The organism is Variovorax sp. RCC_210 (genome assembly GCF_041355175.1).
In the GTDB taxonomy this organism is placed as follows: domain Bacteria; phylum Pseudomonadota; class Gammaproteobacteria; order Burkholderiales; family Burkholderiaceae_C; genus Variovorax.
The window spans coordinates 92,768-118,403 of record NZ_JBFUPJ010000009.1; the positions used below are offsets into that span (position 1 = coordinate 92,768).

The following is a 25,636-nucleotide window of genomic DNA, read 5'->3' on the forward strand; positions in this document are numbered from 1 at the left end:
GATCCACATTTTTTTGAAGCGAACTGGAGTACATGAGATGACGCTGGCAATGAGCTGGGACGAATGGGCCGCGCACGACGGCATGGCGCTGGCCGAGCGCGTGCGCAAGGGCGACGTGACGGCGGCCGAACTGGCCGCGCAGGCCGCGGCCGGCATCGCCAAGGTCAACCCGCGGCTCGACGCGGTGGTCGAGGTGTTCGACGACGTGGTGGCCGACCCGCTGAAGGACGGCATGGACCCCGAAGGCGTGTTCGCCGGCCTGCCGTACCTCATGAAGGACCTGGGCCCCACGCTGAAGGGCCGGCTGCAGGAGTTCGGCTCGATGATCATGCAGGGCAACCGCCCGGCGGCCGACAGCTTCCTCACGGAAAAGCTGCGCAAGGCCGGCCTGAACATCGTCGGCCGCAGCACCACGCCGGAGTTCGGCGTATGCAGCTCGGTGGAAAACGCGCTGCACGTCACGCGCAACCCGTGGGACCTCGAATACACCACCTGCGGCTCGTCGGCCGGCACGGCGGCGGCCGTGGCCGCGGGCGTGCTGCCACTGTCGCACGCCACCGACGGCGGCGGCTCCATCCGCATTCCGGCGGGCGTGAACGGCAACATCGGCCTGAAGGTGTCGCGCGGCGTGTTCTCGCTGGCGCCGGGGCTGTCGGACCTGTCGGGGCTGGTGTCCATCCAGGGCTGCCACAGCCGCACCGTGCGCGACACGGCCGCCTTTGTCGACCACTGCCGCGGCGGCGCACCGGGCGAGTTCATGCCCTTCTGGTCGCCCGCCGAGCCGTACAGCGAACTCATCCGCAAAGACCCGGGCCGCCTGCGCATCGCGCTGTCGCACGAGTGGGGCGACTTTCGCGCCACGCCGCATTTCGTGGCCGAGCTGGAGCGCACGGGCAAGTTCCTCGAAGGGCTGGGGCACCACGTGGAGTGGGTGCTGCCCGAAGTCGACTTTCAGACCGCCTTTGCCGCGCAGACCACCTGCTACATCAGCAACTTCGCGCAGGTCATCGACGGCCACCTGCACCGCCTGGGGCTGGAGCGCCCGCCGGCCGAGCTGCTGGAGCCCATCAACATCAAGATCTGGGAAGCCGGGCTCAACACCTCGTACACCGAGCGCTCGAAGATGCAGGCGGTGTTCAACACCACCTCGCGCGCGTTCGGCAATTTCTTCCAGCGCTGGGACATCATCCTCACGCCCATCACCGCGCTGCCCACGCCCAAGGTGGGCACCAGCGAATACCTGACGACCAGCACCAACCCCTCGGTGTACGACTGGTTCGCCAACCTGTGGCAAAACTTTGCGTACACGCCGCTGTCGAACCTGTGCGGGCTGCCGGGCATCTCGCTGCCGATGGCGGCGCAGGAAAACGGCCTGCCGCTGGGCATCCAGGCGCAGGCGGCGCAGGCGAACGACGGGCTGCTGCTGCAGCTGGCCGCGCAGATCGAGCGGGCGCTGGGGGGCAAGTGGAACGCGGGGCAGCGGCCGGGGGTGCACGTCGCGAACGCGTGACCTGCTTGCACCTCACGAACGCGTGACCTGCTTGCACCTCACCGACACGTGACCTGCGCGTGCGTCATCACGGGGTGATGACGCGGCGCCTGCAGCCGCTCAGAGCAGGTTGCGCAGCGCGGCCTCGATGGCCGCCGCTGTCGCGAGCGGCTTTTCCATCGGGAACAGGTGCGTGCCGTCCAGCATGGCGATGCGGCCCTTGGTGACCAGCTGGGTCATCGTCATGCCCACGCGCTTCATCTCGGCCGACTGGCGCCCGCCGATGAAGGCCGCCTTGCACTTGAGCGGGTGCGCGCGCAGCAAGGCGCCCAGGTTGTGGGGCAGGGTGTTGTAGATGGCGGTTTCCACGTCGCGGTCGAAGCTGAGCTCGCGGCCGTCTTCCCCGCCCTTGTCGCCGTCGAAGGTGCCGTGGTCGATGTAGTCATGCAGCACCTGCTCGTCCCACTTCGCGAAGGCCTTCTTGCTGCGGAAATGCTCGAACACCGCTTCGCAGTGCTCCCAGCTGTTGCGGCGCTTGCGGCTGATGGCGCCGGGCGAAATGCTCTTCATGAGCGGCGTGCGCTTCACCACGTTGAGCGTGTTGGCGCGCCAGCCGCCGAGGATGGGCGAGTCGACCAGCACCACGCCGCGTGCCAGCTCGGGGTGCCGCGCCGCGCACATCAGGCTCAGGAAGCCGCCCAGCGAGTGACCGACCAGGAACACCGGGCCGCCCGCGCGTTCGGCGCGCAGCTTGGCGAAGTCGGCCAGCTGCTGCACCAGGTGCGGCCAGTTGTCGGTCACCGGGTACTTCGGGTCGTGCCCGAACTTCTCGATGGCGTCGACCTCGAAGCCGCGGGCGCGCAGGCTGTCGAGAACGACGCGGTAGGTGCTGGCGGGAAAGCTGTTGCCGTGCGAGAAAACGACCGGGGGCACGGGGTTCAGATCAGCTTTTCGTCGGGGGTGGAGATCTTGCGCAGCGCGCCGTGGCGGGTGGCGGGCATCTTCAGCGGATGCTCGGTATGGCTGTCGTCCCACACCGGGTCTTCGATGCTGTCGAACACCTCGCGAAGCTTCTGGCCCCAGCTGTTGTGCATCATGCGGTAGTAGGGGTTGTCGGCGTCGATGCAGATCACGCGGTCGGTCTCGAGCTTGTTGGCCTCGTACACCACCAGGTCGAGCGGCAGGCCGACCGACAGGTTCGACTTCATGGTCGAGTCCATCGACACCAGCGCGCACTTGGCGGCTTCGTCCAGCGGGGTCTCGGGGGTGAGCACGCGGTCGAGCACGGGCTTGCCGTACTTCGATTCGCCGACCTGGAAGTAGGGCGTTTCGGTGGTGGCTTCGATGAAGTTGCCGGCCGCGTACACCAGGAACAGGCGCATGCCCTCGCCCTTGACCTGCCCGCCGAAGATGAAGGACACGTTGAAGTCCAGCCCCGCATGCTTGAGCGCCTCGGCGTCGCGGTCGTACACATGGCGCACCGCCGAGCCGAGCACGCGGGCGGCATCGAACATGCTCTTGGCGTTCCAGATGGTGATGGGCTCGCCGGGCGTGCCGTCTTCGCGGGTTTCGCGCAGCTCTTCGATCTGGAGAATTTCGCGCACCGACTGCGAGATGCTGAGGTTGCCCGAAGACAGCAGCACCATCACGCGGTCGCCTGGCTGCTCATAGACGATCATCTTGCGGAAGGTGCTGATGTGGTCCACGCCCGCATTGGTGCGCGAGTCGGACAGGAACACCAGGCCGGCGTTGAGTTTGATGCCTACGCAGTAAGTCATGAGTTCATCTCGCATGAACAGTGCCCGGTCAGCCGGCGGCCTGTTCGCGTTTGTTCAATTTTTGAAGGGCGTACAAGGCGTCGAGTGCCTCGCGCGGGCTCATGGTGTCGGGGTCGAGCGCAGCCAGGGCGGATTCTACGGCGCTGGACAAGGGCGTTTCGGCCACCGGAGGCGGTGCGAACAGGTCGACCTGCGCACGCGTTTGCGCATGCTGCGATTCGAGCGCCTCCAGCGCCTGGCGCGCATGGTTGACTACAGCCGCCGGCATGCCGGCCAGCCGCGCCACCTGGATCCCGTAGCTCTTGCTGGCCGGGCCGGGCTGCATTTCGTGCAGGAAGACGATGTCGCGGCCCGCTTCCGTCGCGCTCACATGCATGTTCACCGCACCGTGGTGCGTGGCCGGGAACTCGGTCAGCTCGAAGTAGTGCGTGGCGAACAGCGTGAAGGCCTTGCTGCGGTCGTGCAGCTGGGCCGCGATGCCCGCGGCCAGCGCAAGGCCGTCGAAGGTGCTGGTGCCGCGGCCGATTTCGTCCATCAGCACCAGCGACTGGGCCGTGGCGCTGTGCAATATCTGCGCGGCCTCGGTCATCTCCAGCATGAAGGTCGACTGCGCGTTGGCCAGGTCGTCCGCCGCGCCGATGCGGGTGTGGATGGCGTCGATGGGCCCGAGCCTGCAGGCCGCGGCCGGCACGTGCGAGCCGATGGAGGCCAGCAGCACCACGATGGCCACCTGGCGCATGTACGTCGATTTACCGCCCATGTTGGGGCCGGTGATGACCTGCATGCGCTGCTGCGGGCCCAGTTGCGTGTCGTTGGCGATGAAGCCGCCCGACGATTTTTCGGCCAGCCGCGCTTCCACCACCGGGTGGCGGCCCTGCGAAATCTCGATGCACGGGTGCGACACGAAGCTGGGCGCGCGCCAGTGCAGCGTGTGCGAGCGCTCGGCCAGCGCGCACAGCGCGTCGAGCGTGGCGATGCCGCCGGCCAGTTGCGTGAGCGCGCCCACCGAGGGCTGCAGCGCATCGAGCAGCTGCTCGTACAGCCACTTCTCGCGGGCCAGCGCGCGGTCTTGCGCGCTCAGCGCCTTGTCCTCGAAGGCCTTCAGCTCGGGCGTGATGAAGCGCTCGGCGTTCTTCAGCGTCTGGCGGCGGCGGTAGTTGTCGGGCACCTTGGAGAGCGCACTTTGCGTCACCTCGATGTAGAAGCCGTGCACCCGGTTGAACTGCACCCGCAGGTTGCTGATGCCGGTGCGCTCGCGCTCGCTGATTTCGAGCTTCAGCAAGAAGTCGTCGCAGTTGTCGCTGATGGCGCGCAGCTCGTCGAGCTCGGCGTCGTGGCCGGTGGCGATCACGCCGCCATCGCGCACCAGCGCGGACGGGTCGGGCTTGATGGCGCTCACCAGCAGGTCGGCGCAGCCCGGCGGCGGCGCCAGGCGCTCGGTGATGCGGGAGAGCAGCTCGGAGGCGGCGGGCAGCAGCGGGGCGAGCTGCTCCGCTTTCGATAGCGCCAGGCGCAGCGCCAGCAGTTCACGCGGGCGCACCTGGCGCAGCGCGATGCGCGCGGCGATGCGTTCCACGTCGCTGGTGTTCTTCAGTTGCTCGCGCAGCGTGCGCCACGGCGCGGCCGTGCCGCCGAGCACCGTGGACTGCAGCGCGCCGATGGCCTCGAGCCGCGCCTGCGCCTCGGAGCGATCACGGCGCGGCGACAGCAGCCAGCGCTTCAGCAGCCGGCTGCCCATGCCCGTCATGCAGGTGTCGAGCAGCGAGAACATCGTGGGCGACTCTTCGCCACGCAGCGTCTGCACCAGCTCGAGGTTGCGCCGCGTGGTGGGCGGCAGCTCGATCAGGTCGCCGTCGCGCTCCACCGACAGGCGCTGCACGTGCGAGAGCGCGCGGCCTTGCGTATGTTCTGCGTAGCCCAGCAGCGCGGCGGCCGCGGCATGGGCGTTGGTGAGCGACTCGGCGTTCCAAGCCGCCAGGCTGTTGCTGCCCATCTGCTCGCTGAGCTTGCGCTCGCCCAGGCCGCCGTCGAACTGCCACGCGGGTCGGATCGACAGCGTGAACGGCGTGGCGGCGCGCGCGGCCTTCAGGCGCTGCTCGAAGGCGGGCGTGACCTCGGCGCTGTACAGCAACTCGCTGGGCGCGATGCGGGCGATCCAGGTCTCGAGCGCGTCGGCCGGGCATTCGGCCAGCCGAAGCTCCGCGCCCGTCACGCTGAGCCAGGCCAGCCCGCAGAAATTGCGCGTGCCCGCATGCACCGCGAGCAGCAGCGATTCGCTCTTGTCGCTGAGCAGTTCGGAGTCGGTCAGCGTGCCTGGCGTGACCACCCGCATCACCTTGCGCTCGACCGGCCCCTTGCTCGCGCCGACCTCGCCCACCTGCTCGCAGATGGCCACCGATTCGCCCAGCTTGATGAGCCGCGCCAGGTAGGTGTCGACCGCATGAAAGGGTACGCCGCACATCACCACAGGCTGCCCGGCTGACTGGCCGCGCTGCGTGAGCGTGATGTCGAGCAGGCGCGCGGCCTTTTCGGCGTCGGCCCAGAACAGCTCGTAGAAGTCGCCCATCCGGTAGAACAGCAACGTGTCCGGGTGGTTGGCCTTGAGGCCTAGGTACTGCGCCATCATGGGCGTATGCCCGGAAAAGTCGCTGGTCGAGGGGGAGGGTTGGGCAGTCGTCGTTTTCACTCGGGCGATTATCGGGGACGGGCGGACGGCTCAGCCGACTACCAGGTTGACGGGTTTGCCAATGCGGCTGAGCATTTCGACCAGAGTATCGATGGTGAACTTGGCCGTTTTCCTGTTCATGACATCGGAAACGCGGGGGCGGGAAACCATCAGGATCTCAGCCGCTTCAGCCTGCTTCAGCTGATGCTCGGCGATCCAGTTCGACAACTCTTCCATCAGTTGCTGCTTCAGCAGCTGCGTGTCGTTGATCTGCTTTTTCGACGCGGTCTGCAGGCGCTTGGCCTCGCCTGGCGAAAAGCCCAGTTCCAGGAAAAGATTGGCGCCAGGCTTGGTGACATGTCGGATTGCGGTGTCTGTCTTCATGGTCAGTTCTTCCTTGCGTTGATCACTGCCCGATAGCGTGCGTCTGCGATGGCCTTGTCCTGCTGGCTGGTTGCCTGTGTTTTCTTCTGGAAGCAATGCAGCACATAGATGGCTTCCTCGAACTTGGTCACATACATCACCCGGAAGATGCCGTCCGGCTCCCTGAGGCGAATCTCCCGCGTGCCGGGGCCCACATCGTTGAAAGGTTTCCAGTCCGTCGGATCCAGCCCGGCCTGGACCCTGCCCAATTCGAAGCCGGCCGCACGGCGCGTTTGCATGGGAAAGGCCAGCAGGTCCGCAAAGGAAGAGCCGACCCAGCGAATTTCTTTTTCGTCCATCGATGCGACTGGATGTATAAAATTTTATACGCGAAGCCGAGCGACACCAATGCCCCTGACTCCCTCGGTTCCTATTCTCAGCAGGGTCGCGATGCTTTCGCGTCTCCAAGCCGCCTGTCTACCTCGATCACCGTGACTTTGTGGGCGACTCGACCGTTCAAATGCATGGCGTCAGAAAGCGACCTCAGGTTCGTCCAAATCCCGGCGCCACTCGCACGCACCCACCCCCCTAAAATCCGCCAGCGCGACCCGCGTATGAAGAACAAGGCGCCCATGGCCAAAATGAACGAACTCCAAGGCCCTGATGCCGGCGCCCCGGCGCTGCCAGACACCGCCACCTTGCCCGCCGAACTGGCTGCGCTCTATCTCTGCATGTCCCCGGCCCAGCTCGCGGACCTGCGCAAATCGAAACGGCCCGAAGGCCGCGCGGGCGGCCCGCCGTCGGTGATCCGGCCCGTCGAAGGCGGCGCGGCCGGCCCGAAAGACGCGGTGCTCTACCAGCTCGGCACCCTGCGCGAGTTCGCCAGGGCGCATGCCGCGCCTTCGGCATTCGACACCGCGCTGAACACCGGCCTGGCCGGCTGGCTCTCCGCCAAGCTGCCTTTCTTCGCCGAGCTGGAACCGCGCGTCAAGCGCGGCAAGCGCGTGCTCATCGGCGGCGCCTGGGACCGCGCGGATCCGTTGCGCGAACAACGCTTCGTCGAGCTGGCGAAGGGCCGCATCCGTTTCGCCTCGCTCACCTGCGCCGAGGCCGCTGCCAGCCTGTGGGCCGACGTGGCCAGCCATACCGCTCTCGCCGAGAAGGGCCTTGCCCTGCTTCGCGGCGAAACGCAAGCCATCGACGCGGCGCTGGCCGCCACGGCTCGCCTCGCAGCAACCGCCGACGCCGACGCGCCCTGAACTGTCCTGAACGGGCCCACCCCCGGCCATTCCAACCAACCGCGATTCATTCGGAGCACCGATGCTGATCAACTGCGTGGCGTATGAAAACGGCGCCAAGCTCGCCGACATCTCGGTCGAGGACATCAGCGACTACATCAGCCGCCCGGGCTGTTTCGTGTGGGTGGCGCTGAGCGACGCCTCCAACGAAGAGCTGGAAGAGATGCAGAAGGAATTCAACCTGCATCCGCTGGCGGTCGAAGACGCCCACCACGGCCACCAGCGCCCGAAGGTGGAGGAGTACGGCGATTCGCTCTTCGTGGTCATGCACCTGGTGGAGCCCTCGCCCGAAGGCGAGCACTGCACCAACGTGGGCGAGGTCGACGTGTTCGTCGGTACCAACTACGTGCTGTCGGTGCGCAACCGCAGCAAGCAGGGCTTCCTGGGCGTGCGCGAGCGCTGCGAGCGCGAGCCCGACCTGCTGCGCAACGGCGCGGGCTTCGTGCTGTATGCGCTGATGGACGCGGTGGTCGACCGCTACTTTCCGGTGATCGACGCGCTGGAAGTGGAGCTCGAGAGCATCGAGCAGCAGATCTTCGGCCAGGGCGGCGCGGCGCGCGACAAGATCAAGCAGCTGTACGACCTGAAGCGCCGCAGCATGATCCTGAAGCGCGCGGTGGCGCCGCTGCTGGAGGCGGCCGGCAAGATGCACGGCGGGCGGGTGCCGCAGATCTGCATGAGCTCGCAGGAGTACTTTCGCGACGTGGGCGACCACCTGGGGCGCATCAACGGCTCCATCGACGCCATGCGCGACACCATCGGCACGGCGATCCAGGTGAACCTGTCGATGGTGACCATCGAAGAAAGCGAAGTCACCAAGCGCCTGGCGGCCTGGGCCAGCATCTTCGCGGTGTGCACCGCGTTCGCCGGCATCTGGGGCATGAACTTCGAGCACATGCCGGAGCTGAAATTCCACTACGGCTACCCGGTGGCGCTGGCACTCATCGTGAGCACCTGCGGCTACCTGTACTACCGGTTCAGGCGCGCAGGCTGGCTGTAGGGGGCGGGCTGTAGGGGACGAGCATTGACTTGGCGTTGCTAATGCCAAACTAATAAACATGTAGATAATCCAGTCCCTTATGAAAAGGGACTTCACCCAGCGTTTCGGCTTTCTCGTCAAGAGCGTCGGCAAGCTTTACATCGAAGAGTTCGACCGCCTGGCGCGCGAACGCATCGGCCTCACCAGCGCCCAATGCCGCCTGCTCGGCGCGCTGGCCATGCACGGCGACCCGGGCGAGGTCGAACCGCTTTCTCAGGCCGAGCTGGCCCAGCGCCTCGACCTGACCCCGATGGCCGTGGCCGGCCTGTGCGACCGCATGGCCGCCGCCGGCTGGATTCGCCGTGAGCCCAGCGCCACCGACCGCCGCGTCAACAACATCCTCCTGGAGCCCAGCGCCGAGAAGGCGCTCGACGCCGCGCTGAGCATCAGCGACGGCCTCAACACGCGCGTGATGTCGGTGCTGACGCAGGCCGAGCGCGCGCAGCTGCTGAGCCTGCTGGGCCGTGTGCAGGGCAGCCTGGTGGACATCACCGGCGGGGGGCAGAAGCCATGAGCGTCGCGCCCGGGACCACCGTGCCGCACAAGAGCATGATCACCATCTCGATCATGCTGGCGACCATCATGCAGGCGCTGGACACGACCATCGCCAACGTCGCGCTGCCGCACATGCAGGGCAGCCTGCAGGCCTCGCAGGACCAGATCACCTGGGTGCTCACCTCGTACATCGTGGCCTCGGCCATCGCGCTGCCGCTGACCGGCTGGCTGTGCGGCCACTGGGGCCGGCGGCGCGTGTTCATCATCTCGGTGATCGGCTTCACGGTGGCGTCGGCGCTGTGCGGGCTGGCGACCTCGCTGGTGGGCATCGTGGCGGCGCGGCTGCTGCAGGGCATCTTCGGGGCGGCGCTGGTGCCGCTGTCGCAGGCGGTGCTGCTGGACATCAACCCGCGCGAAAAGGTCGGCCAGGCCATGGCCATCTGGGGCGCGGGCATCATGGTCGGGCCCATCCTCGGGCCGCTGCTCGGCGGCTGGCTCACCGAGAACTTCGACTGGCGCTGGGTGTTCTTCATCAACCTGCCGGTGGGCATCTTCGCGTTCTGGGGCATTGCGCGCTACCTGCCCGAGAGCCGGCCGCAGGGCGAGAAGCTCGACATCTTCGGCTTCGTCACGCTGAGCCTGGCCATCGGCATGCTGCAGCTCTTCCTGGACCGCGGCGAGCAGCTCGACTGGTTCGACTCGTGGGAAATCAAGCTCGAGGCGGCCGCCGCGCTGGTGGCCTTCGGCTTCTTCGTGGTGCACACGTGGACGGTGCAGGGCGTGTCGTTCTTCGACCGCGACCTGCTGAAAGACCGCAACTTCGTCACCGGCCTGCTGTTCGCGTTCATCGTCGGCATGATCCTGTTCGCGACCATGGCGCTGTTGCCCAACTTCCTGCAGGGGCTGATGGGTTATCCGGTGATCTATACGGGCGAGGTGACCGCGCCGCGCGGCGTGGGCACGATGATCGCGATGATCATCGTGGGCCGGCTGGTGCAGCGCATCGACGTGCGCGCGATCATGGCGGTGGGCTTCGGCCTGACGGCGTTCTCGCTCTACCAGATGACGCGGCTCACGCTGCAGATGGACAGCAGCCTGATCATCATGTCGGGCTTCATCCAGGGGCTGGGCATTGGGTTCACCTTCGTGCCGCTGTCGACCGCCACCTTCGCCACGCTGGCGCCGCGGCTGCGCAACCAGGGCACGCCCATCTTCAGCCTGCTGCGCAACATCGGCAGCAGCGTGGGCATTTCGATCGTGCAGGCGCTGCTGACCGAGGGTTCGAGCAAGGCGCATGCGCAGATCGCCGCGACCGTGGCGCCCGGCAACCAGGCGCTGTCGACGCTGCCGCAGATGATGTCGCCCGACACGATGACCGGGCTGGCGTTGATCAACGCCGAGGTGACGCGGCAAGGCGCGCTGATCGGCTACCTGGACGACTTCGGGATCATGATGGTGATCACGGTGCTGGCGATTCCGCTGCTGTTGTTGATCAGGAGCCCGCGGCGGAACGCGGCGTCGTCGGGGCCGGCGGAAGTGCCGCACTGACTCTGCATTTCTCCCTCGCTCAGAACGGGAAGGAGCAAGGGGGGCGGTATTTCTCCCTCCCCTTCCGGGGGAGGGCAGGGGTGGCTGCACGACGGCCTGTACGTCATCAGCGGCTTATCGAACGCCGCTTGCCCCCATCCCAGCCTTCCCCCAAAGGGGGAAGGAGCAAGACGAATCACTCGTCGTGCGAATCGTGCGTCGCGGCGGCGCCCTTGCGCCAGTACCCCGAGGCCCGCGTCCACTTCGGGTTCGCGCCGCGTTCGCCGACCAGGTGCGCGCGCAGCGCCTTGGCAATCGCCGACTCGCAACCCACCCATGCATGGAAGTCGCCGGCCGGCAGCTTGGCCGCCTTCAGCGCGTCGACCAGCACGGTGCTCGTGCCCGGCTCGGCGCCGCGGCGGTGCACCCAGTGCAGCGTGAGCTCGGCCTGCGTCTCGAACGGCAGCTCGTCGGCTTCGCTGTCGACTTCGGCCAGCACCACCACGCGCGCACCGGCGGGCAGTTCGGCCAGCCGGCGCGAGATGGCGGGCAGGGCGGTGTCGTCGCCGATCAGCAGGTGCCAGTCGAACTCGGTCGGCACGATGAACGAGCCGCGCGGGCCGCCCACGCCGACCACGTCGCCGGGCTTGGCCTGCTCGGCCCACTGGGTGGCGGGGCCGGCCTCGTGCAGCGCGAAGTCGATTTCAAGCGTGCCGGCCTGGGCGTCGTGGCGGCGCGGCGTGTAGTCGCGCATGGTGGGGCGGCCGCTGGCGGGCCACACCGGGCCGTCGGGGCCGGCGGTCGGCAGCGTGAGCTTGCCGGTATTGGCATCGGGAAAGAAGATCTTCGCGTGGTCGTCGAAGCCGGGGCTGTTGAAGCCCGCGAGGTCGGCGCCGGTGAGCGTGATGCGGATCAGGTGCGGCGTGACGCGCTCGGCGGTCTTCACCGTGAGCTGGCGAAACCGCAGGTCGTGGCGCACCCGGCGCGGCGTGCGGTCGGGTGCGGTGGAAGCAGGTGATGTACTGAAGTCAGTCATTGCAGGTTTCCTGTGTGAGCAGGGCGGGTTGAGATGGGGAAGGCGCGGCGGCCGTGACCGGCGGGCCGCGCAGGAAGTCGATGTCCAGCGGCTGCGGCGTGCCCAGCCACAGCGCGCGAAAAGCGTGGTCGCCGGCGTCGTCGCCCGTCAGCGGGTGCACGAGCACGTCGAGGCCCTGGCGGTTGAGCATGAGCCAGGGCACCACGTGGTCGAACTGGCCGGGCGTGAACCCGAGCTGGTACGACGGCTTCGGGTGCGGGCCGCCGGGCGCGTCGCGCAGGCCGCCCACCCGCAGCTCGAAGCAGCCGGTGAGCGCATGCCGCACGGCGAGCGCCGTGGCGCGCGTGGCGGCGTCGAAGTAGACATGGGCGTGGTAGCCCCTGATCGTTGCGATGTTGTGGGGCATGGCCGTGGCGAATGAGGAGGGCGGTTGCGTGCAGCGACGGGGTGCGGCTCAGATCTTCTCGATCTGCTGCGCGGCGCTGTCGAGCACGGCGGCGAAGTCGTGCGCCTGCTGCTCGGTCAGCGGCGTGCCCGACAGGCGCATGCGCATGGCGAGCTTGAGGTTCTCGATGGCGCGCGTGACCTGCGGCGGGCGCCCGCCGCGCGGGCCGGCGCCGTCCACGCCGCCGTTCATGCGGGCCATCATGGCGTCGGCCGTCTCGCGGTTGGCCGCCAGGAACTCCTGGCCGCTGTCGGTGACGCTGTAGCGCTTGCGCCCGCCGCCGTCGGCGTTTTCCACGCTGAGGTAGCCGAGCTCTTCGAGGAGAGTGAGCGTGGGGTAGACCACGCCGGGGCTGGGTGCGTAGCTGCCGCCCAGGCGGTCTTCGATGGCCTTGATCAGCTCGTAGCCGTGGGCTGGTTTTTCGGCGATGAGCTGCAGCAGCACGAAGCGCAGGCCGCCGTGGCCGAACACGCGCCCGCCGCCGCCGCCACGGCCGCCGCGCGGTCCGCGGCCACCGGAAAGGCCGTCTTCATGTTCGCCGCGGGCGGTGCGGCAGTGGTGATGGGCGTGATGGAAATGTCTCATGGTGGGCATCCTTTTTGATGTGTATCGGAATTATTTTAGATATATCTAAAATAAAGTCAAATCGATACAGCAAGGACGCCCCGCGAGGTGGCGGAAGCTTCAGGCGGTCGTTGCCTCACTCCTTTGTGGTTGATCCGCCCGATGTGCCTGCAGGTGCGCCAGCGCCAGCGCCTCGCCCACATGCGACATCTGCACCGCCGCGCCCTCGGCCGAACCTTCGGCGGCTTCGGCCACGCGTTCGAACATGTGCATTTCGTAAGTGGCGACCGCCGCCGCCCAGTCGTCCTGCGCGGCAAGCAGCGCCGCCAGCTCGGCCGCATCGCGCATCGCGGCGTTCACGCCTTCGCCGCCGAAGGGCGACATCAGGTGCGCCGCGTCGCCCAGCAGCGTCAGCCCGCGCCGCGACGTCCAGCAATGGCCCACCGGCAGCGCGTGGATGGGTCGCGGCACGAAGTGGTCGTTGCTGGCGCGAAAAAGGTCGGTGATGGCGTCCGCGTACCCCGCGAACTCCGCGAGCAGGGCGCTGCGCACGGCGGCGGGCGAGGTGAAGTCGAAGCGCTTCGCGGCCCAGTCCGGCGGCACCCGGAAGATCGCGTAGCCGCGGATGTGCGCATTGCCGTTGCGCTGCGCGATGAGCATCTTGCCGTCGCCCTGCACGTCGAGCTTGCCGCGGCCCACCAGCTGCGAGAGCGCCGGGTGGCGGCGGTCGACATCGTCGATGCCGAACTCGACGAAGGTCAGCCCGCTGTACTGCGGCTTGTACGGCGACAGCATCGGCCGCACGCGCGACCAGGCACCGTCCGCACCGACCACCAGGTCGAAGGGGCCGGCTTCGGCGTCGGGGAACAACAGGTTCCAGCCGCCGCCACTGCCGCCACCTTGCAGCCGCACGTCACGCAGCGCGCGGCCCCACTGCACCCGGCCGGGCGGCAGCGACGCCAGCAGCATGTCGCGCAGCGCGGTGCGATCGACCTCGGGGCGGTTGCCGGCCGAGGCGTCGGGCTCTTCGAACAGCACGCGGCCGGACTTGTCGAGCAGCCGCGAGCCCTGGTCGTCGTAGCGCGCGATGCGCTGGAACTCGGCGTCGAGCCCGGCGCGCCGCACGGCCAGCAGGCCCGACTCTTCGTGCAGATCGAGCGTGCCGCCCTGGGGCCGCACGAGCGGGCCTTCTTCGCGCTCGAAGACGGTGGCGGCAATGCCAGACAGGTGAAGAATGCGCGCCAGCGTGAGGCCGCCGGGGCCGGCGCCGACGATGGCGATGCGGGGAGGGTGGGTCATCGGTCGATCTCCGAAGGGAATGCGCGTTGAAAGATAGGTTCCTATTTATATTAGCATAGGAGGCTATGAAGTTAGAATGCCCCGCATGACCGACATCCACGAACCCAACCCCCTGAAGCTCATCGGCCGTGTCACGCGCGGCTTCATGCGCATTGCCGACGGCGGCCTGCGCGAGCTGGGCCTGGCGGTGGGCCAGTTGCCGGTGCTGGTGTCGCTCAAGCTGCGCAAGGCGCTCTCGCAGGCCGAGCTCGCGCGCATCGCGCAGGTCGAGCAGCCCAGCATGGCGCAGCTGTTGGCCCGCATGGAGCGCGACGGCCTGGTCGAGCGCGTGCCCGACCCGCAGGACGGCCGCAGCCGCCTCATCTCGCTCACGCCGCTGGCCGCCAGGCGGCTGCCCAAGGCCAAGGCGCTGATGGATGCGCACGCGCAACGCGCGCTGGCCGGCTTCTCGCAGGAAGAGATCGCGCAGTTGACGGCGCTGCTGGTGCGGCTCGATGCGAATGTCGAGGGCATGGGCGCCGGGGGCGCGGCAGGGACCGGCGCTGAGAACGACGCCCGATAGGCCCTATCGCGCCGCGGTGACCGGCGCGTTCTTCTGGTCGGCGTCCGTCAGCGTGCGCAAGAAGGCCGCCACGTCGCGGATCTCCGCCTCGGTCAACGCCGGCTTGTCGCCGCGCTTCTGGCCGAAGGGGGCTTCGGTGTTGACGTTGGCGTGGTACTGCGCGGGCAGGTCGTCGTACTTCTGCACGATGCCGTTGCGCGTGCGCCCATACCAGCGCTCGGGGGCGGTGTCGCGCTGGGCATAGAAGCGAATGGCTTCCTCCAGCGAGTGGAAGACCCCGTTGTGAAAGAAGCTCTGGCGCACCGCCACGTTGCGCAGCGTGGGCGTGCGGAACAGGCCGCAGTACTCGGGGTGGTCCTTCATGTCGGTGCGGTATGGGCCGCACAGGCCCATGTCATGAAAGGCGGGGTCCGCATTGGCCTTCAGCTTTCGGTTGCGCGGGACGCCGAGCGCAATGAGCCCGTAGTCGGTAAAGAAGGGAAACGCACCGTCCTGCGTGCGTTCGCTGATGTGGCACGAAGCGCAGTTGCCCTTGCCCGCGTCGTTGAACAGCCGCTGCCCGCGCGCCTCGGCCGCGCTGAGCTTGACCTGGCCGCGCAGCACCGCGTCGAACTTGCTGGTGAACGGGTAGAAGTCGCCCGGCGACTGCTGGAACACCTCCAGCGCCAGCCCCGCGGCCTTGAAGGCGGCGTTCGGGTCCTTGAACACGTCGTCGCCGAAGGCCTTGCGAAGCTCGCCGGCATAGCTCGCGCGTTCGAGCTTGGCCGCCACCTCCTGCACCGATGCATTGCCCATCTCGTCGGGCGACAGCAGCGGCATGCCGGCCTGCTCGTGCGCCGAGCCGGCGCGGCCGTCCCACATGTGGCCGCCGGTGGGGCCGGCGTCCACGCTGTCGTCGCCGTCGTTGTCGTGGTGGTGCTCGGTGAAGGCGGCGAGCGTTTCCAGGTAGCGCAACGACGGCGCGGCGCGCGGGCCCTCGCGCTTGCCGTCCACGCCGCCGAGCTGCACCGACAGTGCGTTCGGCGGCCCCCAGGCGTGCTGCGGATCGTGGCAGCTCGCGCAAGACGCCTTGCCAGACGCCGACAGGCTGCCGTCGAAGAAGATGCGCCGGCCGATGTCGGTGAGCTGCGCGGCGCTGGGCTGCGGGCGGCCGGGAACGGGTGCGTAGGTGGCGCCCACATAGGCGGGCGTGGCGCCGGTGGGGCTTGTTGCGCCCGTCGCGCCTGTTTCGCCAGTACCGGGGGTGGCCGGCGTGGGCGCGGCCTGCGGCGCGGGTGCCGGTGTAGCGGCGGTCAGCGACGCCGCACCGGGCGCGGGGCCGCATGCGGCCAGCAGGGCGCAGAGCACGGCAGCTGCAGCCGGGCGCACCGGGTGGCCCAGGCGGGTGGAAGAAAAGAACGTCGCAGGCACGTGGAACTGGAGGAGCGGGGCGCGGAGCAAGGGGCAGGGCCGCAGCGCAGCCGCGAGGATCGGCCGGGTGTGTGTCAGCGGTGTGTCAATCGCATGTCAGCGACCCAGCGGTGCCGGCGCCGGCACGAAGCGGCGCTGCCGCATCCACTTGGTCACGACCCATTTCTCGCCCCGCACCACCGCGGCGCCCGCATGCAGCGAGGCCGGGTCGATCTGGCCCAGGCTGTTGCAGTACTCGAAGTACACGGCGCTGCCACGCTGCGGCGACACCGACCAGCCGGTTTCCGGAAACACCGTTTCCCCGCCTTCCTCCACGTCGTTCAGGTAGCTCACCAGCGTGCTCACGCGCTGGCCGCTGCGTTCCAGCGACGCCTGGTTGGCGGCGTTGGACGGCACCAGAAAGTCGAAGTGCGGCAGGCTCTGCGCGCCCGCGGGGTAGTGCAGCACCTGCAGCCCCTCACCGTTCTCCACCGGCAGGTTCATGAGCGCGGAGACGCGCTCGTCGATGCGCGCGACCAGCGGGTTTTCGCGCAGCCTGAAGAACATGCCCAGGCTGCTGCGATGGCCGCCCGCGCGGTCTTGCCCGGTCAGCGGATCGACCGTGGTCGACGGCGTGAGCCGCGGGCGCGCCAGCGCGATCAGTTCCTCGCACTCCTGCGCGTCGAGCACGTCGTTCAGCACGGCCATCGCAGGCTGCGCGGCGCGGGCCGCGACGCGCACGAGGCGGTCCGCCGCGCGAATCGACGTGCCCTGCGGCAGGCGCGACGGCTCGTACTGGTAGGGCGGCGCCACCGTCACCGAATCGACGGGCACGGGGCTGCCGGTGCGCAGCGCGAACACGAAGGCATCGACGATGGACCGGGCCGCCTCGGCCGGCATGCGCTGCGCGCGCATGGCCTCCATGACCTGCGCGGGCGCGCACCCCTGGCGCAGGTTGTGCAGCACCCACTCGCTCAGCGCGGGCGCGAAGCGCAGCACCGCGTCCGCCGGCTCAGACACCTTCGGGCACCCAGCCGCTGTCGGTGTGCCTGAAGTTCTGCTTCAGCTGCATCGTGCCGGCGCCGCGCACCACGCGGTCGACCATGGGGAAGGCCTTCTGCACGTCGGCGTCGCCGGTCCACGGCGCGGCCTCGACCTTGTAGGTGTAGGTGACAGAGACGGCAGCGGCTGCCGCGTTCTTCGCCTTGTCGGCGTCGCCGGTTTCCTTGCGCGCTTCCCAGCCGACGACCTTGTCGAGCGTGAGGTGCGCGGCGCAGAAGTCGGCTTGCGTGTCAGGTGTTCCGCGCGTGTGGAGGTATTTCTTGCCTTCTTCGGTCAGCACATAGCGAGTGACGGTGATCTCGGTTGGCTGCTCGCCTTCCTTGGCGTCCTCGACCTTCGCCTCGGACGCGCTCACCAGCCCCACGTGCTCCAGCACCGGCATCTGCACCGCGTTGCGCGCGCGCGTGCCGACTTCGCGCTGCGGCACGTCGATGGGCCATTGGGTCTTGCCCAGGCACAGGTCGCCCTTCTTCGCGAGGTAGGCGTTCATCGCGGCCGTCATGTCCTGCAGGTTGGCTTCGGGTTGCTGCGGGCCGCAGCCGGAGAGCAAGGCCAGCGCGGCAAGGCTCAGCGCACCCGTGGCCGCGTAGATGTTTTTCTTGTTCATGAAAGAGAAAGGGAAGAGATCAATTGGTGCACGCCCCCGGCTTCGCCGGCGTGGCGGGCTGGGTGTCCGCGTCGCTCAGGATGTTCAGGAAGCAGATCAGGTCGGAGATGTCCTGCTCGGACATCGGCGGCGCCGAGCCCGCGGCGCGGCCGTCCATCGGCAGCTGCGTGTCGATGTTCGACGCGTAGGCCGCCGGCAGGTCGTCGTACTTCTGCACCTTGCCGCCCGTGTACTGCGTGGTGACGAGGCCATAGGTCGGAAAGCCCGGGTCGTTCTTCGCCTTCGGCGTGCCGCCCACGGTGGGATACCAGAGCTCGGGTTGCGTGTCGCGCGTGTTGTAGAAGCGCACGACCTGCTCCAGCGAATGCATCACGCCGTTGTGGAAGAAGGCGCCGCGCGTCGCCACGTTGCGCAGGGTGGGCGCCTTGAACATGCCGCAGAAGCTGTTCGCGGCGTTGGGCCCGGCCGGCGCATGGTCGGTGCGCAGCGGGCCGCACACTCCCATGTCGAAGTACTTCAGGTCGTTGTTGGCCGCGATGCCGGCGTTGCGCGGCACGCTGATCGCCTCGTAGGAAAAGTCGGTGAACAGCGCCGAGCTGCCGTTCAGCCCTGCGCCCTGGTAGTGGCACGAGGCGCAGTTGCCGGTGTTCGGGTTGGTGAACACCTTCAGGCCGCGCGTTTCCGCGGGCGTGAGCGTGCCGCCGATCTTGTTGCTCGCGTACTTGTCGAACTTGCTGCTGTACGGGTGAAAGCTGTTGTCCTCGAGCTGGTAGGCCTGCAGGGCCTTCAGGGCGCTGGCGAATGCGGCGTCGCTGTCGTCGAACACCTTGTCCCCGAAGGCCTTGGCGACAAGCGGCGCGTAGTCGGCGACCTGCAGCTTCTTCACCACGTCGGCGCTGCTGGCGTTGGCCATCTCGATCGGGTCGAGCAGCGGAATGCGCGCCTGCGCGGCCAGCGTGTCGGCGCGGCCGTCGGCGGTGAAGCCGCCGCCCGGGCCCGGCACGCTGATGCCGTCCGGGTTGTCCAGCAGGTCGGCATAGGGCGGGGTGATGTCCTTGTAGCGCAGCGAGGGCACGGCGCGCAGGCCGGCCTGGTCCATGTGCGCGCCGCCGAGCTGCACCGACAGGTCGTTGGCCGGCGCGTGCGCGTGCGCCGGGTCGTGGCAGCTGGCGCACGACATGGTGCCGGAGCCCGAGAGGTTCTTGTCGAAGAATATCTTCTGGCCGACCTGCGCGGCGAGGCTCAGCGTGCTGGCCGATGAGGGGGGTGGCGCGGAGGCCACCGCCGCCGGTGCGCCAGCCGCGCCTGGCAGCGCGGCAGCGGAGCCGCCGCCGCTGCTGCCGCCGCACGCGGCGAGCATCGCGCCCGCGATGCCCGCCGCGCCCCAGGCCAGGGCCCGATCCCGAGCGAGCGCCAGCCAGCCCGGGCGTGCCACCGCCGGCCCTTGCGGGCCTGAACGGTGTGACCTCATTGCTTCAGCGACCAGACATTGACCTGGTTGGTATCGGCCCCGACCTGCGCCGTGGTCGACACGTCGCCCGACTGCTTCTGCGTGTAGCTCGCCGGAATCACGAAGGCATGGTTGATCGGCCGCACGCTGTCGAAGTGCGTGTCCGCGCTGCCCGCGTAGTCCGGCAGGTTCATGATGTTCGCGGCGATGAAGGCCTCGGTGTACTTCGAGCGGTTCATGTACGTGGCGTCGTCGGTCGGGTCGGCCAGCTGGAACATGTCCTGCAGCGTGCGCACGAACGAGAAGTGGCTGTAGGCATCGCTGTCGGACACGCCTTTGGGTGCGTCCGCCTGGTTGGTCAGGATGCCGAAGATGCTCTCGCCGTGGCCGCGGTTGCCCACCTGGTAGTTGTTGATGCTGGGGTCGAAGGTCCAGCTGCCGTCCGCGTTCTGCATCAGCGGGCGCACCGGGTGCGCCGGGTCGCTGCCCTTCAGCGGGTTCCAGCCGCAGCAGGAGTTGAAGCCGCTGGTGGCGTTGCCTTCGTCGAACATCAGCACGATGGCCACGCGCTTCTGCGGGTTCTTCCACAGCGCCGAGGCCTGGATTCGCTTGACGGTGTAGTCCACGTAGTTGTCGCCGCGCGTGATGATCGGCGAGACGGCGGTGGCCGACACGTTGTTGGCCACGCTGCTGCAGTCGCTCGCGGTGCCGGTGGCGCCGCCGCCATTGGTGCCCTTCACGCTGATGCCGTGCATGTCGTCGCACTGGTCGGGCACCAGGAAGTTCAGGTTGCCCACGTTGCCGCTGGCCAGGTCGCTGCCGAGCTGGTCGTAGTCGTAGCCGGCCGGAATGGTGTAGTCGAGGCCGTTCTTCAGCGCGGCGTCCCATTGGCCGCCGCCCATGGTGCGGTTGCTGTACTTCCACTCGGGCGCGCTGCGCACGTTCTGGTAGGCCATGCCGGGGTGGTGCTTGGTCTTGTACAGGCCGGCCGGCAGCGGCAGCGTGAGCGTGGCGTCGCCCACGGCGGTGGCGTTGCCGCCCAGCGTGCCCGGCGCATACACGTTGTCCTTGGCGCTGACGGAAGTGTCGGCCACGCTGTCGGTGCGGAAATCTTGCCCCGGGTTCATCGACTCGCTGTACGTGCGCCAGGTCAGGCCGGCCTTGGTGATGGCGTTGAACAGGTTGGGCCGGCCCACGATGTTGTGGTTGACCGCGGCGGACTGCGTGCAGGTGGCCGCGAACGGCGACTTGCTCAGGCCGGGTTGCGAGCTGTCGGGCGTGGGCGTGTCCTGCACCGCGTTGGCGCCGGTGGCGTCGCAGTTCCACTGCGCGTCGTCGGTGATGCCCCAGTCGTCCGCGCCGCCCAGCGCCGTGTAGTTGGGCTCGCTCGGGTTGCCGGTGGCGTAGTAGCTCACGAGCTGGTTGCCGGCCTTCAGGTAGCCGTTGATCTTCGGCGCGTAGGCCGAGTTCAGGATCGACATCGTGGCCTTGTTCTCCAGCATCACGATGAAGATGTTGTCGTAGCGCGGAATGCCTTCCACGTTGAACGCCGCCTGCTGCGACTGCAGGAAGGTGATGGGCTTGCGGTTGTCCGCCACGTTCGCGGTGGCGGTGGTCACGCCGGCCATGCCGGTCAGGCGCGGATCGCCACCGGGGTTGGCCAGCGCGTCGGGGAATTTGTCGCCGCGGTCGAGCTTGGTGGTGGCGTAGGCGAAGCGGTTGTTCAGCGCGTTGGCTTCGTTCAGCAGCGCGGTCTGCACCGTGCCGCTGGCGGCGTTCAGGTCGCCCAGCAGCGAGGCCGCGGGCACGCCCAGGCGCGTGGCCAGGTTCTGCTTCTCGACGGCGTAGCTGGTGTGGTTGGCTTCCACCAGCCGCGCCACTTCGGACGACAGCGGGCTCACCACCACGGTCGCGCCCTGTTCCTGCACCTGGTCGAGCATCACGCGCAGCACTTCGCGCGTGGCCACGTTGGTGTTGGTGGCGGTGTTCTTCGCGTTGGTGCCGATGTCGGCGATGAGGGCCGAGGCGGCCGACAGCGACAGGCTGAACTTGCCGCTGGCATCGGTGACGGCGGCGGGCTCGCCGGTGTCGCAGCGGCCGTTGCCGTTGCTGTCCACGCACACGGTGGCGCCTGCGTAGTAGCCGGCCGCGACCACGGGGTCGGTGCTGCTGCCGGGCTTGAAGGCGCTGGCCGTGAGCACGCCGCTCACCGTGGTTCCGGAGCCTGCGGGTTGGGTGGCGGGCGGCAGGAAGGCGATGCCCGGGCCGTCGCCGCCACCGCCGCACGCGGCCAGCAGCGAGGCCGCGAGCACCGTCAAGGCGGGATACAGCAAGCCTGATCTGATTGTTGGAGTGGCTTTCAATTTCTTCTTTCAAACAATGGGGGGAGGGCGTGATGCACGTGCGCGGCACCCGGCTGCCCGGTCGACCAGGCACAGGTGCCGCTGCCGCGGACCGCCGGTGAATCTAGGGTTGCTCCATGTCAGTCCGGCGGCAAATGACTTAGCTGCGAATTAGCGAGTCGAACCGGAAGAGAAGGGCTGCTGGAGCCCTTCTTTCGCGCGCGGAAAGCCGGAGGGAAGGCTGACTTTCACCTGACCATCGGCTGTTTTTTCGGCGGTTTCCCATCACTGCGCCGACTGAAATGTGGCTGTCACGGCGCGGGCAGAGCATCACGCCCGCCGACCGCTGGTCAGGCTCATCCACATCTCATAACTCCACACATGATGACCACCTTCCAACGCAGCAACGTGTCCGCTCGCGGGCGCAAACTCGTACGCCACCTCACCCCCTGGCCTACAGCCATCGCCGCGGCGGCGCTGGTCGCGGCCTGCGGCGGCGGCGACAGCGGCCCGGGCTTCTTCGGGTTCCCTTCCAGCAGCGCCGGGCCCACGACCTCGGGCGTCGTCACCGGCAGCTACTACCGCAACGCCAAGGTCTGCATCGACGCCAACAGCAACGGCCGTTGCGACAGCGGCGAAGTCAGCACCACCACCGACGCCAACGGCGCCTTCACGCTGAAGGGCGAGGGCGCCGTGGTCGCCGAGATCGGCACCTCGAGCAAGCGCTTCGACCCCGCCACCAACACCGAGAGCGCCGTCACCCAGCCGTTGGTGTTCCGCGCTCCGGCCAGCGCCAACGGCGTGGTCAACGCCATCACCACCGAGCTCGTCGCGCTGATGGACGCCAACGGCGGCAACCTGGCCGCCGCGCGCACCGCGCTGGCCGCGCGCATCGGCGTGAGCGAAGCGCAGCTGCTGGCCGACCACAACAAGGTGAGCGACGCGGCCATCAAGACCGCGCTGCAGAACGAGATCGACCAGTCGCTCGAGCGCATCGCCGAAGCGGTGGCCGAGGCCGGTGCCGGCGGCGACGTGATCGCCGCGCTGCGCAACCGCTTCGCGCTCGACCAGATCACCAACGTGGTCGTGATCTACGCGGAAAACCGTGGCTTCGACAACCTGTACGGCCTGTTCCCCGGCGCCAACGGCATTCCGGGCGTGAACCCGACGTCGTCGACGAGCACGCCCGAGCCGCAGAAGGATTTCGACGGCTCGACGCTGCCGACGCTGCCGCCGGTGTGGAACGGCGTCACCGCCGGCGGCCAGACGGTGCAGATCATTCAGCAGGCCACCGTCGGCATGCCCAACAAGATGTTCCAGATCGACGCGAAGGCTGGCTTCTTCAACACCACCACGGTGGTCGACCAGACGGTCATCACGCGCGACCTGGTGCACCGCTTCTACAACAACCAGATGCAGATCAACGGCGGCAAGAACGACAAGTTCGCCGCCTACTCCGACGCGGGTGGCCTGAGCATGGGCTACTACGACGGCAGCCAGATGCAGCTGTGGCAAGTGGCAAAGAACTTCACGCTGGCCGACAACTTCTTCATGGGCGCGTTCGGTGGCTCGTTCCTGAACCACCAGTACCTGGTGTGCGCCTGCGCGCCGCTGTACCCCAATGCCGATGGTGCCAACTCGCCCGCCAACAAGTCGATCTCGGCCATCGACACCGACGCCAACGGCAACTTCGTGCGCCTGACGCCCGCGGCCAATGCGCCGACCAGCGTGTTGAACGGTGCACCGATCTACCTGAAGGACAGCACCATCACGCCGAAGGATGCGGACGGCAACTTCTTCGCCGTGAACACCATGCAGCCGCCGTACCAGCCCAGCAACAACGCACCGGCCGGCAGCGACACCAGCAGGCTGTTCGCCGACCCGACCCAGGCCACGACGCTGCCGCCGCAGACGCAGACCACCATCGGCGACCTGCTCACGGCCAAGGGCCTTAGCTGGGCCTGGTACGGCGGCGCGTGGAAAGACACCACGGCCATCGCGATGAGCGACAAGCGCAGCTTCCCGGTCGCGGTGCCACCCGCCGCGCAGACGCCGAACTTCCAGTTCCACCACCAGCCGTTCAACTACTACGCGGCCTTCGACCCGCAGACCCACGCCGACGCGCGCGCCGCTCACCTGAAGGACTTCGACGCCGACTTCCTGAAGGACGCCGCCGCCGGCACGCTGCCCGCCGTGAGCTTCTACAAGCCGCAGGGCAACCTGAACCAGCACGCCGGCTATGCCAGCGTGGCCGACGGCGACGCCCACATCGCCAACGTGCTCGCCAAGCTGCAGGCCAGCCCTCAGTGGGGCCACATGCTCGTGGTCGTCACCTACGACGAAAACGGCGGCTTCTACGACCACGCGGGCGTGCCCAAGGGTGACCGCTGGGGCCCCGGCACCCGCATTCCCGCGCTGATCGTCTCGCCGTTCTCCAAGAAGGGCTTCATCGACAAGACGCAGTACGACACCGCCTCCACGCTGCGCTTCATCACGCACCGCTGGTCGCTGCCGCCGCTGAAGGGCCTGGTCGACCGCGACACCGCACTCGTGAAGAACGGCAGCCACCCGATGGGCGACCTGACCGGCGCGTTGAGCTTCGGCAAGTCCTGAGCTGCGGTGTGAAGGTTCGGCAGCCGGGTGCCCTCAGGCGCCTGGCTGCTCCATCACGCTGGTTTAGCGTTACTCCACCTAGGTCTGGCCTTTAGCCGCGCCCCACGGCCACCGGCGCGTGCTGCGCCATCAGCTGCGCCACCCAGTCGATGAACACGCGCAGCTTGGCGCTCACATGCCGGTTCGGCGGAAACGCCACGTACAGCGGCATCGGGTCGAGCCGCCAGTCTTCGAACAGCGGCACCAGTTCGCCTTGCGCCACGTGCGCCTTGGCCATGTAGTCCGGCAGCCAGAGCACGCCCAGCCCGGCCAGGCCGGCCGCGAGGTAGGCGTTGCCGTCGTCCACCGACAGCACGTAGCGCCCCTGCACCTCGATGCGCTCGTCGCCGCGGCGCATCGCGTACGGAAAGGTCTTGCCGTTGCGCGACCACAGGAAGCCGACGATGCGGTGGTGCGTGTCTTCGAGTGCGTGCGGGTGCGCGGGCGTGCCGGCCAGCGCCAGGTAGCCGGGCGCCGCGTAGACACCGAGCTGCAGGTCGCCCACGCGGCGCGCCATCAGCGACTGGTCGGTGAGCTCGCCGCCGCGCACCACGCAGTCCACGTTCTCGCCGATCAGGTCGACCATGCGGTCGCTCACGCCCATGTCGAGCTGGATGTCGGGGTAGCGCGCGCAAAAGCCCGGCAGCGCCGGCACCAGGATCGTGCGGGCCAGCGGGCTGGGCACGTCCACCCGCAGCCGGCCGCGGGGCGCCGCTGACGCGTCGGACAGGCTGGTTTCCGCGTCGTCCATGTCGGCCAGCAGGCGCACCACGCGCTCGTAGTAGGCCGCGCCGTCGGCCGTCACGTTCACCTTGCGCGTGGTGCGGTTGAGCAGCTTCACGCGCAGCCGCGCCTCCAGCTGCTGCACCAGCTGCGTCACGGTGGTCTTGCTCATGTGCAGCGTGCCGGCCGCCTTGGTGAAGCTGCCGGCTTCCACCACGCGCGCGAACGCCTGCATTGCATCGAAGCGGTCCATGGCTGATCGATCCTGTTCGGTCTGGTCGGGTCTGGTCTTGTGAAGGATGGGATTGTTTGGAATCCGCAAACAGTGATTGTTGGCCTTGCCTGTTTATCGCAAGCGGGGCAGTGCCTAAAGTCCCTTCACCGTGATCCTGGGTCGGCTTCGATGCCGGCTCACCGAACCATTCCATACAAAGGCATTCCATGACCCAGCGCGACGTCGTTTTTCCCCCTGGCCGCCAGGCGCTCTATGAAAAGAACCGCTATTCGCCGGCCGTTCGCTCCAACGGTTTCCTGTTCGTCTCGGGCCAGGTCGGCAGCCGCGAAGACGGCTCGCCCGAAACCGACCTCGAAGCACAGGTGCGGCTCGCCTTCGGCAACCTGAACGCCGTGCTGGCGGCCGCGGGCTGCACCTTCGACGACGTGGTCGACGTGACCGTGTTCGTCGTCGACCCCGAAGCGAACTTCGAGACCATCTGGAAGCTGGTGCCCGAGTTCTGGGGCGAGGCGCCGCACCCGACGCTGACGGGCATCGGCGTGACCTGGCTCTACGGCTTCAAGTTCGAGATCAAGGTGATCGCGAAGCTGCCCGAGGCGGCGGGCGGTTGAGCGGC

Annotated in this window: 23 protein-coding genes; 8 read left to right on the forward strand and 15 right to left on the reverse strand. The window is 68.2% G+C overall.

Translation table 11 applies throughout. The features are described from left to right. The first annotated feature begins 37 nt into the window (after positions 1-37). The gene (locus tag AB6807_RS23565; RefSeq protein WP_116912948.1) at positions 38-1,510 is read left to right on the forward strand and encodes an amidase; all 1,473 of its coding nucleotides are present in this window, start codon (positions 38-40) and stop codon (positions 1,508-1,510) included. Positions 1,511-1,609: 99 nt separating this feature from the next. Here AB6807_RS23565 and AB6807_RS23570 read toward each other — a convergent pair whose 3' ends face one another. The 5 genes from AB6807_RS23570 to AB6807_RS23590 all read right to left on the reverse strand — a co-directional run bounded on the left by AB6807_RS23570 (position 1,610) and on the right by AB6807_RS23590 (position 6,654). Further along, positions 1,610-2,422 carry an alpha/beta fold hydrolase gene (locus AB6807_RS23570; protein ID WP_371086449.1) on the reverse strand — a complete coding sequence of 271 codons (813 nt, stop codon included), beginning with the start codon at positions 2,420-2,422 and terminating at the stop codon, positions 1,610-1,612. Between the two features lie 5 nt (positions 2,423-2,427). Beyond that, entirely contained in the window at positions 2,428-3,267 is an 840-nt protein-coding gene (locus tag AB6807_RS23575) for a proteasome-type protease (protein ID WP_116912950.1), read from the reverse strand. 28 nt (positions 3,268-3,295) lie between these two features. Next, a complete protein-coding gene (gene mutS, locus AB6807_RS23580) occupies positions 3,296-5,893 on the reverse strand; it encodes a DNA mismatch repair protein MutS (RefSeq protein WP_286517432.1) in 2,598 nt (865 codons plus the stop codon). Positions 5,894-5,983: 90 nt separating this feature from the next. Beyond that, the gene (locus AB6807_RS23585; RefSeq protein ID WP_371086450.1) at positions 5,984-6,316 is read right to left on the reverse strand and encodes a helix-turn-helix domain-containing protein; all 333 of its coding nucleotides are present in this window, start codon (positions 6,314-6,316) and stop codon (positions 5,984-5,986) included. 2 nt (positions 6,317-6,318) lie between these two features. Continuing rightward, positions 6,319-6,654: a type II toxin-antitoxin system RelE/ParE family toxin gene (locus AB6807_RS23590; protein ID WP_371086451.1), complete on the reverse strand. Its 336-nt coding sequence runs from the start codon at positions 6,652-6,654 to the stop codon at positions 6,319-6,321. A gap of 273 nt (positions 6,655-6,927) precedes the next feature. Between AB6807_RS23590 and AB6807_RS23595 the strand changes: the two genes are divergently transcribed. The 4 genes from AB6807_RS23595 (at position 6,928) to AB6807_RS23610 (ending at position 10,675) form a co-directional block, all read left to right on the forward strand. Then, entirely contained in the window at positions 6,928-7,554 is a 627-nt protein-coding gene (locus AB6807_RS23595; protein ID WP_371086452.1) for a hypothetical protein, read from the forward strand. Positions 7,555-7,615: 61 nt separating this feature from the next. Continuing rightward, the gene (locus AB6807_RS23600) at positions 7,616-8,593 is read left to right on the forward strand and encodes a magnesium and cobalt transport protein CorA (protein WP_286517423.1); all 978 of its coding nucleotides are present in this window, start codon (positions 7,616-7,618) and stop codon (positions 8,591-8,593) included. Between the two features lie 79 nt (positions 8,594-8,672). Beyond that, the gene (locus AB6807_RS23605; protein WP_371086453.1) at positions 8,673-9,146 is read left to right on the forward strand and encodes a MarR family winged helix-turn-helix transcriptional regulator; all 474 of its coding nucleotides are present in this window, start codon (positions 8,673-8,675) and stop codon (positions 9,144-9,146) included. Beyond that, entirely contained in the window at positions 9,143-10,675 is a 1,533-nt protein-coding gene (locus tag AB6807_RS23610; protein WP_371086454.1) for a DHA2 family efflux MFS transporter permease subunit, read from the forward strand. The genes AB6807_RS23605 and AB6807_RS23610 overlap by 4 nt, the downstream gene beginning before the upstream one ends. Positions 10,676-10,850: 175 nt before the next feature. Here the strand turns inward: AB6807_RS23610 and AB6807_RS23615 are convergent, their stop codons facing one another. From AB6807_RS23615 to AB6807_RS23630, 4 genes are all read right to left on the reverse strand, one after another. After that, positions 10,851-11,690 carry a siderophore-interacting protein gene (locus AB6807_RS23615; RefSeq protein ID WP_371086455.1) on the reverse strand — a complete coding sequence of 280 codons (840 nt, stop codon included), beginning with the start codon at positions 11,688-11,690 and terminating at the stop codon, positions 10,851-10,853. Beyond that, positions 11,683-12,096: a DOPA 4,5-dioxygenase family protein gene (locus tag AB6807_RS23620; protein ID WP_116913001.1), complete on the reverse strand. Its 414-nt coding sequence runs from the start codon at positions 12,094-12,096 to the stop codon at positions 11,683-11,685. Before AB6807_RS23620 ends, AB6807_RS23615 begins: the two co-directional genes overlap by 8 nt. A gap of 48 nt (positions 12,097-12,144) precedes the next feature. After that, positions 12,145-12,720 carry a PadR family transcriptional regulator gene (locus AB6807_RS23625; RefSeq protein WP_116913092.1) on the reverse strand — a complete coding sequence of 192 codons (576 nt, stop codon included), beginning with the start codon at positions 12,718-12,720 and terminating at the stop codon, positions 12,145-12,147. 99 nt (positions 12,721-12,819) lie between these two features. After that, positions 12,820-13,998 (reverse strand): FAD-dependent oxidoreductase, encoded by a 1,179-nt coding sequence (locus AB6807_RS23630; RefSeq protein ID WP_371086456.1) that lies wholly within the window; start codon positions 13,996-13,998, stop codon positions 12,820-12,822. Between the two features lie 85 nt (positions 13,999-14,083). Between AB6807_RS23630 and AB6807_RS23635 the strand changes: the two genes are divergently transcribed. Further along, the gene (locus tag AB6807_RS23635) at positions 14,084-14,560 is read left to right on the forward strand and encodes a MarR family winged helix-turn-helix transcriptional regulator (protein ID WP_371086457.1); all 477 of its coding nucleotides are present in this window, start codon (positions 14,084-14,086) and stop codon (positions 14,558-14,560) included. A 3-nt stretch (positions 14,561-14,563) separates the two neighbouring features. Here the strand turns inward: AB6807_RS23635 and AB6807_RS23640 are convergent, their stop codons facing one another. From AB6807_RS23640 to AB6807_RS23660, 5 genes are all read right to left on the reverse strand, one after another. Next, positions 14,564-15,970, reverse strand: a complete 1,407-nt coding sequence (locus tag AB6807_RS23640) for a cytochrome-c peroxidase (protein ID WP_371086458.1) — start codon at positions 15,968-15,970, stop codon at positions 14,564-14,566. 96 nt (positions 15,971-16,066) lie between these two features. Next, positions 16,067-16,969, reverse strand: coding sequence for a 2OG-Fe(II) oxygenase (locus AB6807_RS23645; RefSeq protein ID WP_371086459.1), 903 nt, complete (start codon positions 16,967-16,969; stop codon positions 16,067-16,069). After that, complete coding sequence (locus AB6807_RS23650) at positions 16,962-17,618, reverse strand: hypothetical protein (RefSeq protein WP_371086460.1); 657 nt, start codon at positions 17,616-17,618, stop codon at positions 16,962-16,964. Before AB6807_RS23650 ends, AB6807_RS23645 begins: the two co-directional genes overlap by 8 nt. Before the next feature lie 19 nt (positions 17,619-17,637). After that, on the reverse strand, positions 17,638-19,089 hold the full coding sequence (locus AB6807_RS23655; protein ID WP_371086461.1) for a cytochrome-c peroxidase: 1,452 nt from the start codon (positions 19,087-19,089) through the stop codon (positions 17,638-17,640). Next, on the reverse strand, positions 19,086-21,401 hold the full coding sequence (locus tag AB6807_RS23660; protein ID WP_371086462.1) for a phosphoesterase: 2,316 nt from the start codon (positions 21,399-21,401) through the stop codon (positions 19,086-19,088). Before AB6807_RS23660 ends, AB6807_RS23655 begins: the two co-directional genes overlap by 4 nt. A gap of 390 nt (positions 21,402-21,791) precedes the next feature. Here AB6807_RS23660 and acpA point away from each other — a divergent pair, with 390 nt between their 5' ends. Further along, entirely contained in the window at positions 21,792-24,023 is a 2,232-nt protein-coding gene (acpA, locus tag AB6807_RS23665; RefSeq protein ID WP_371086463.1) for an acid phosphatase, read from the forward strand. A gap of 91 nt (positions 24,024-24,114) precedes the next feature. On the opposite strand, the gene AB6807_RS23670 is transcribed toward acpA, so the two are convergent. Continuing rightward, on the reverse strand, positions 24,115-25,038 hold the full coding sequence (locus AB6807_RS23670) for a LysR substrate-binding domain-containing protein (protein WP_371086464.1): 924 nt from the start codon (positions 25,036-25,038) through the stop codon (positions 24,115-24,117). Between the two features lie 188 nt (positions 25,039-25,226). Here AB6807_RS23670 and AB6807_RS23675 point away from each other — a divergent pair, with 188 nt between their 5' ends. Further along, positions 25,227-25,631, forward strand: coding sequence for a Rid family hydrolase (locus tag AB6807_RS23675; RefSeq protein ID WP_371086465.1), 405 nt, complete (start codon positions 25,227-25,229; stop codon positions 25,629-25,631). Positions 25,632-25,636: the final 5 nt, after the last annotated feature.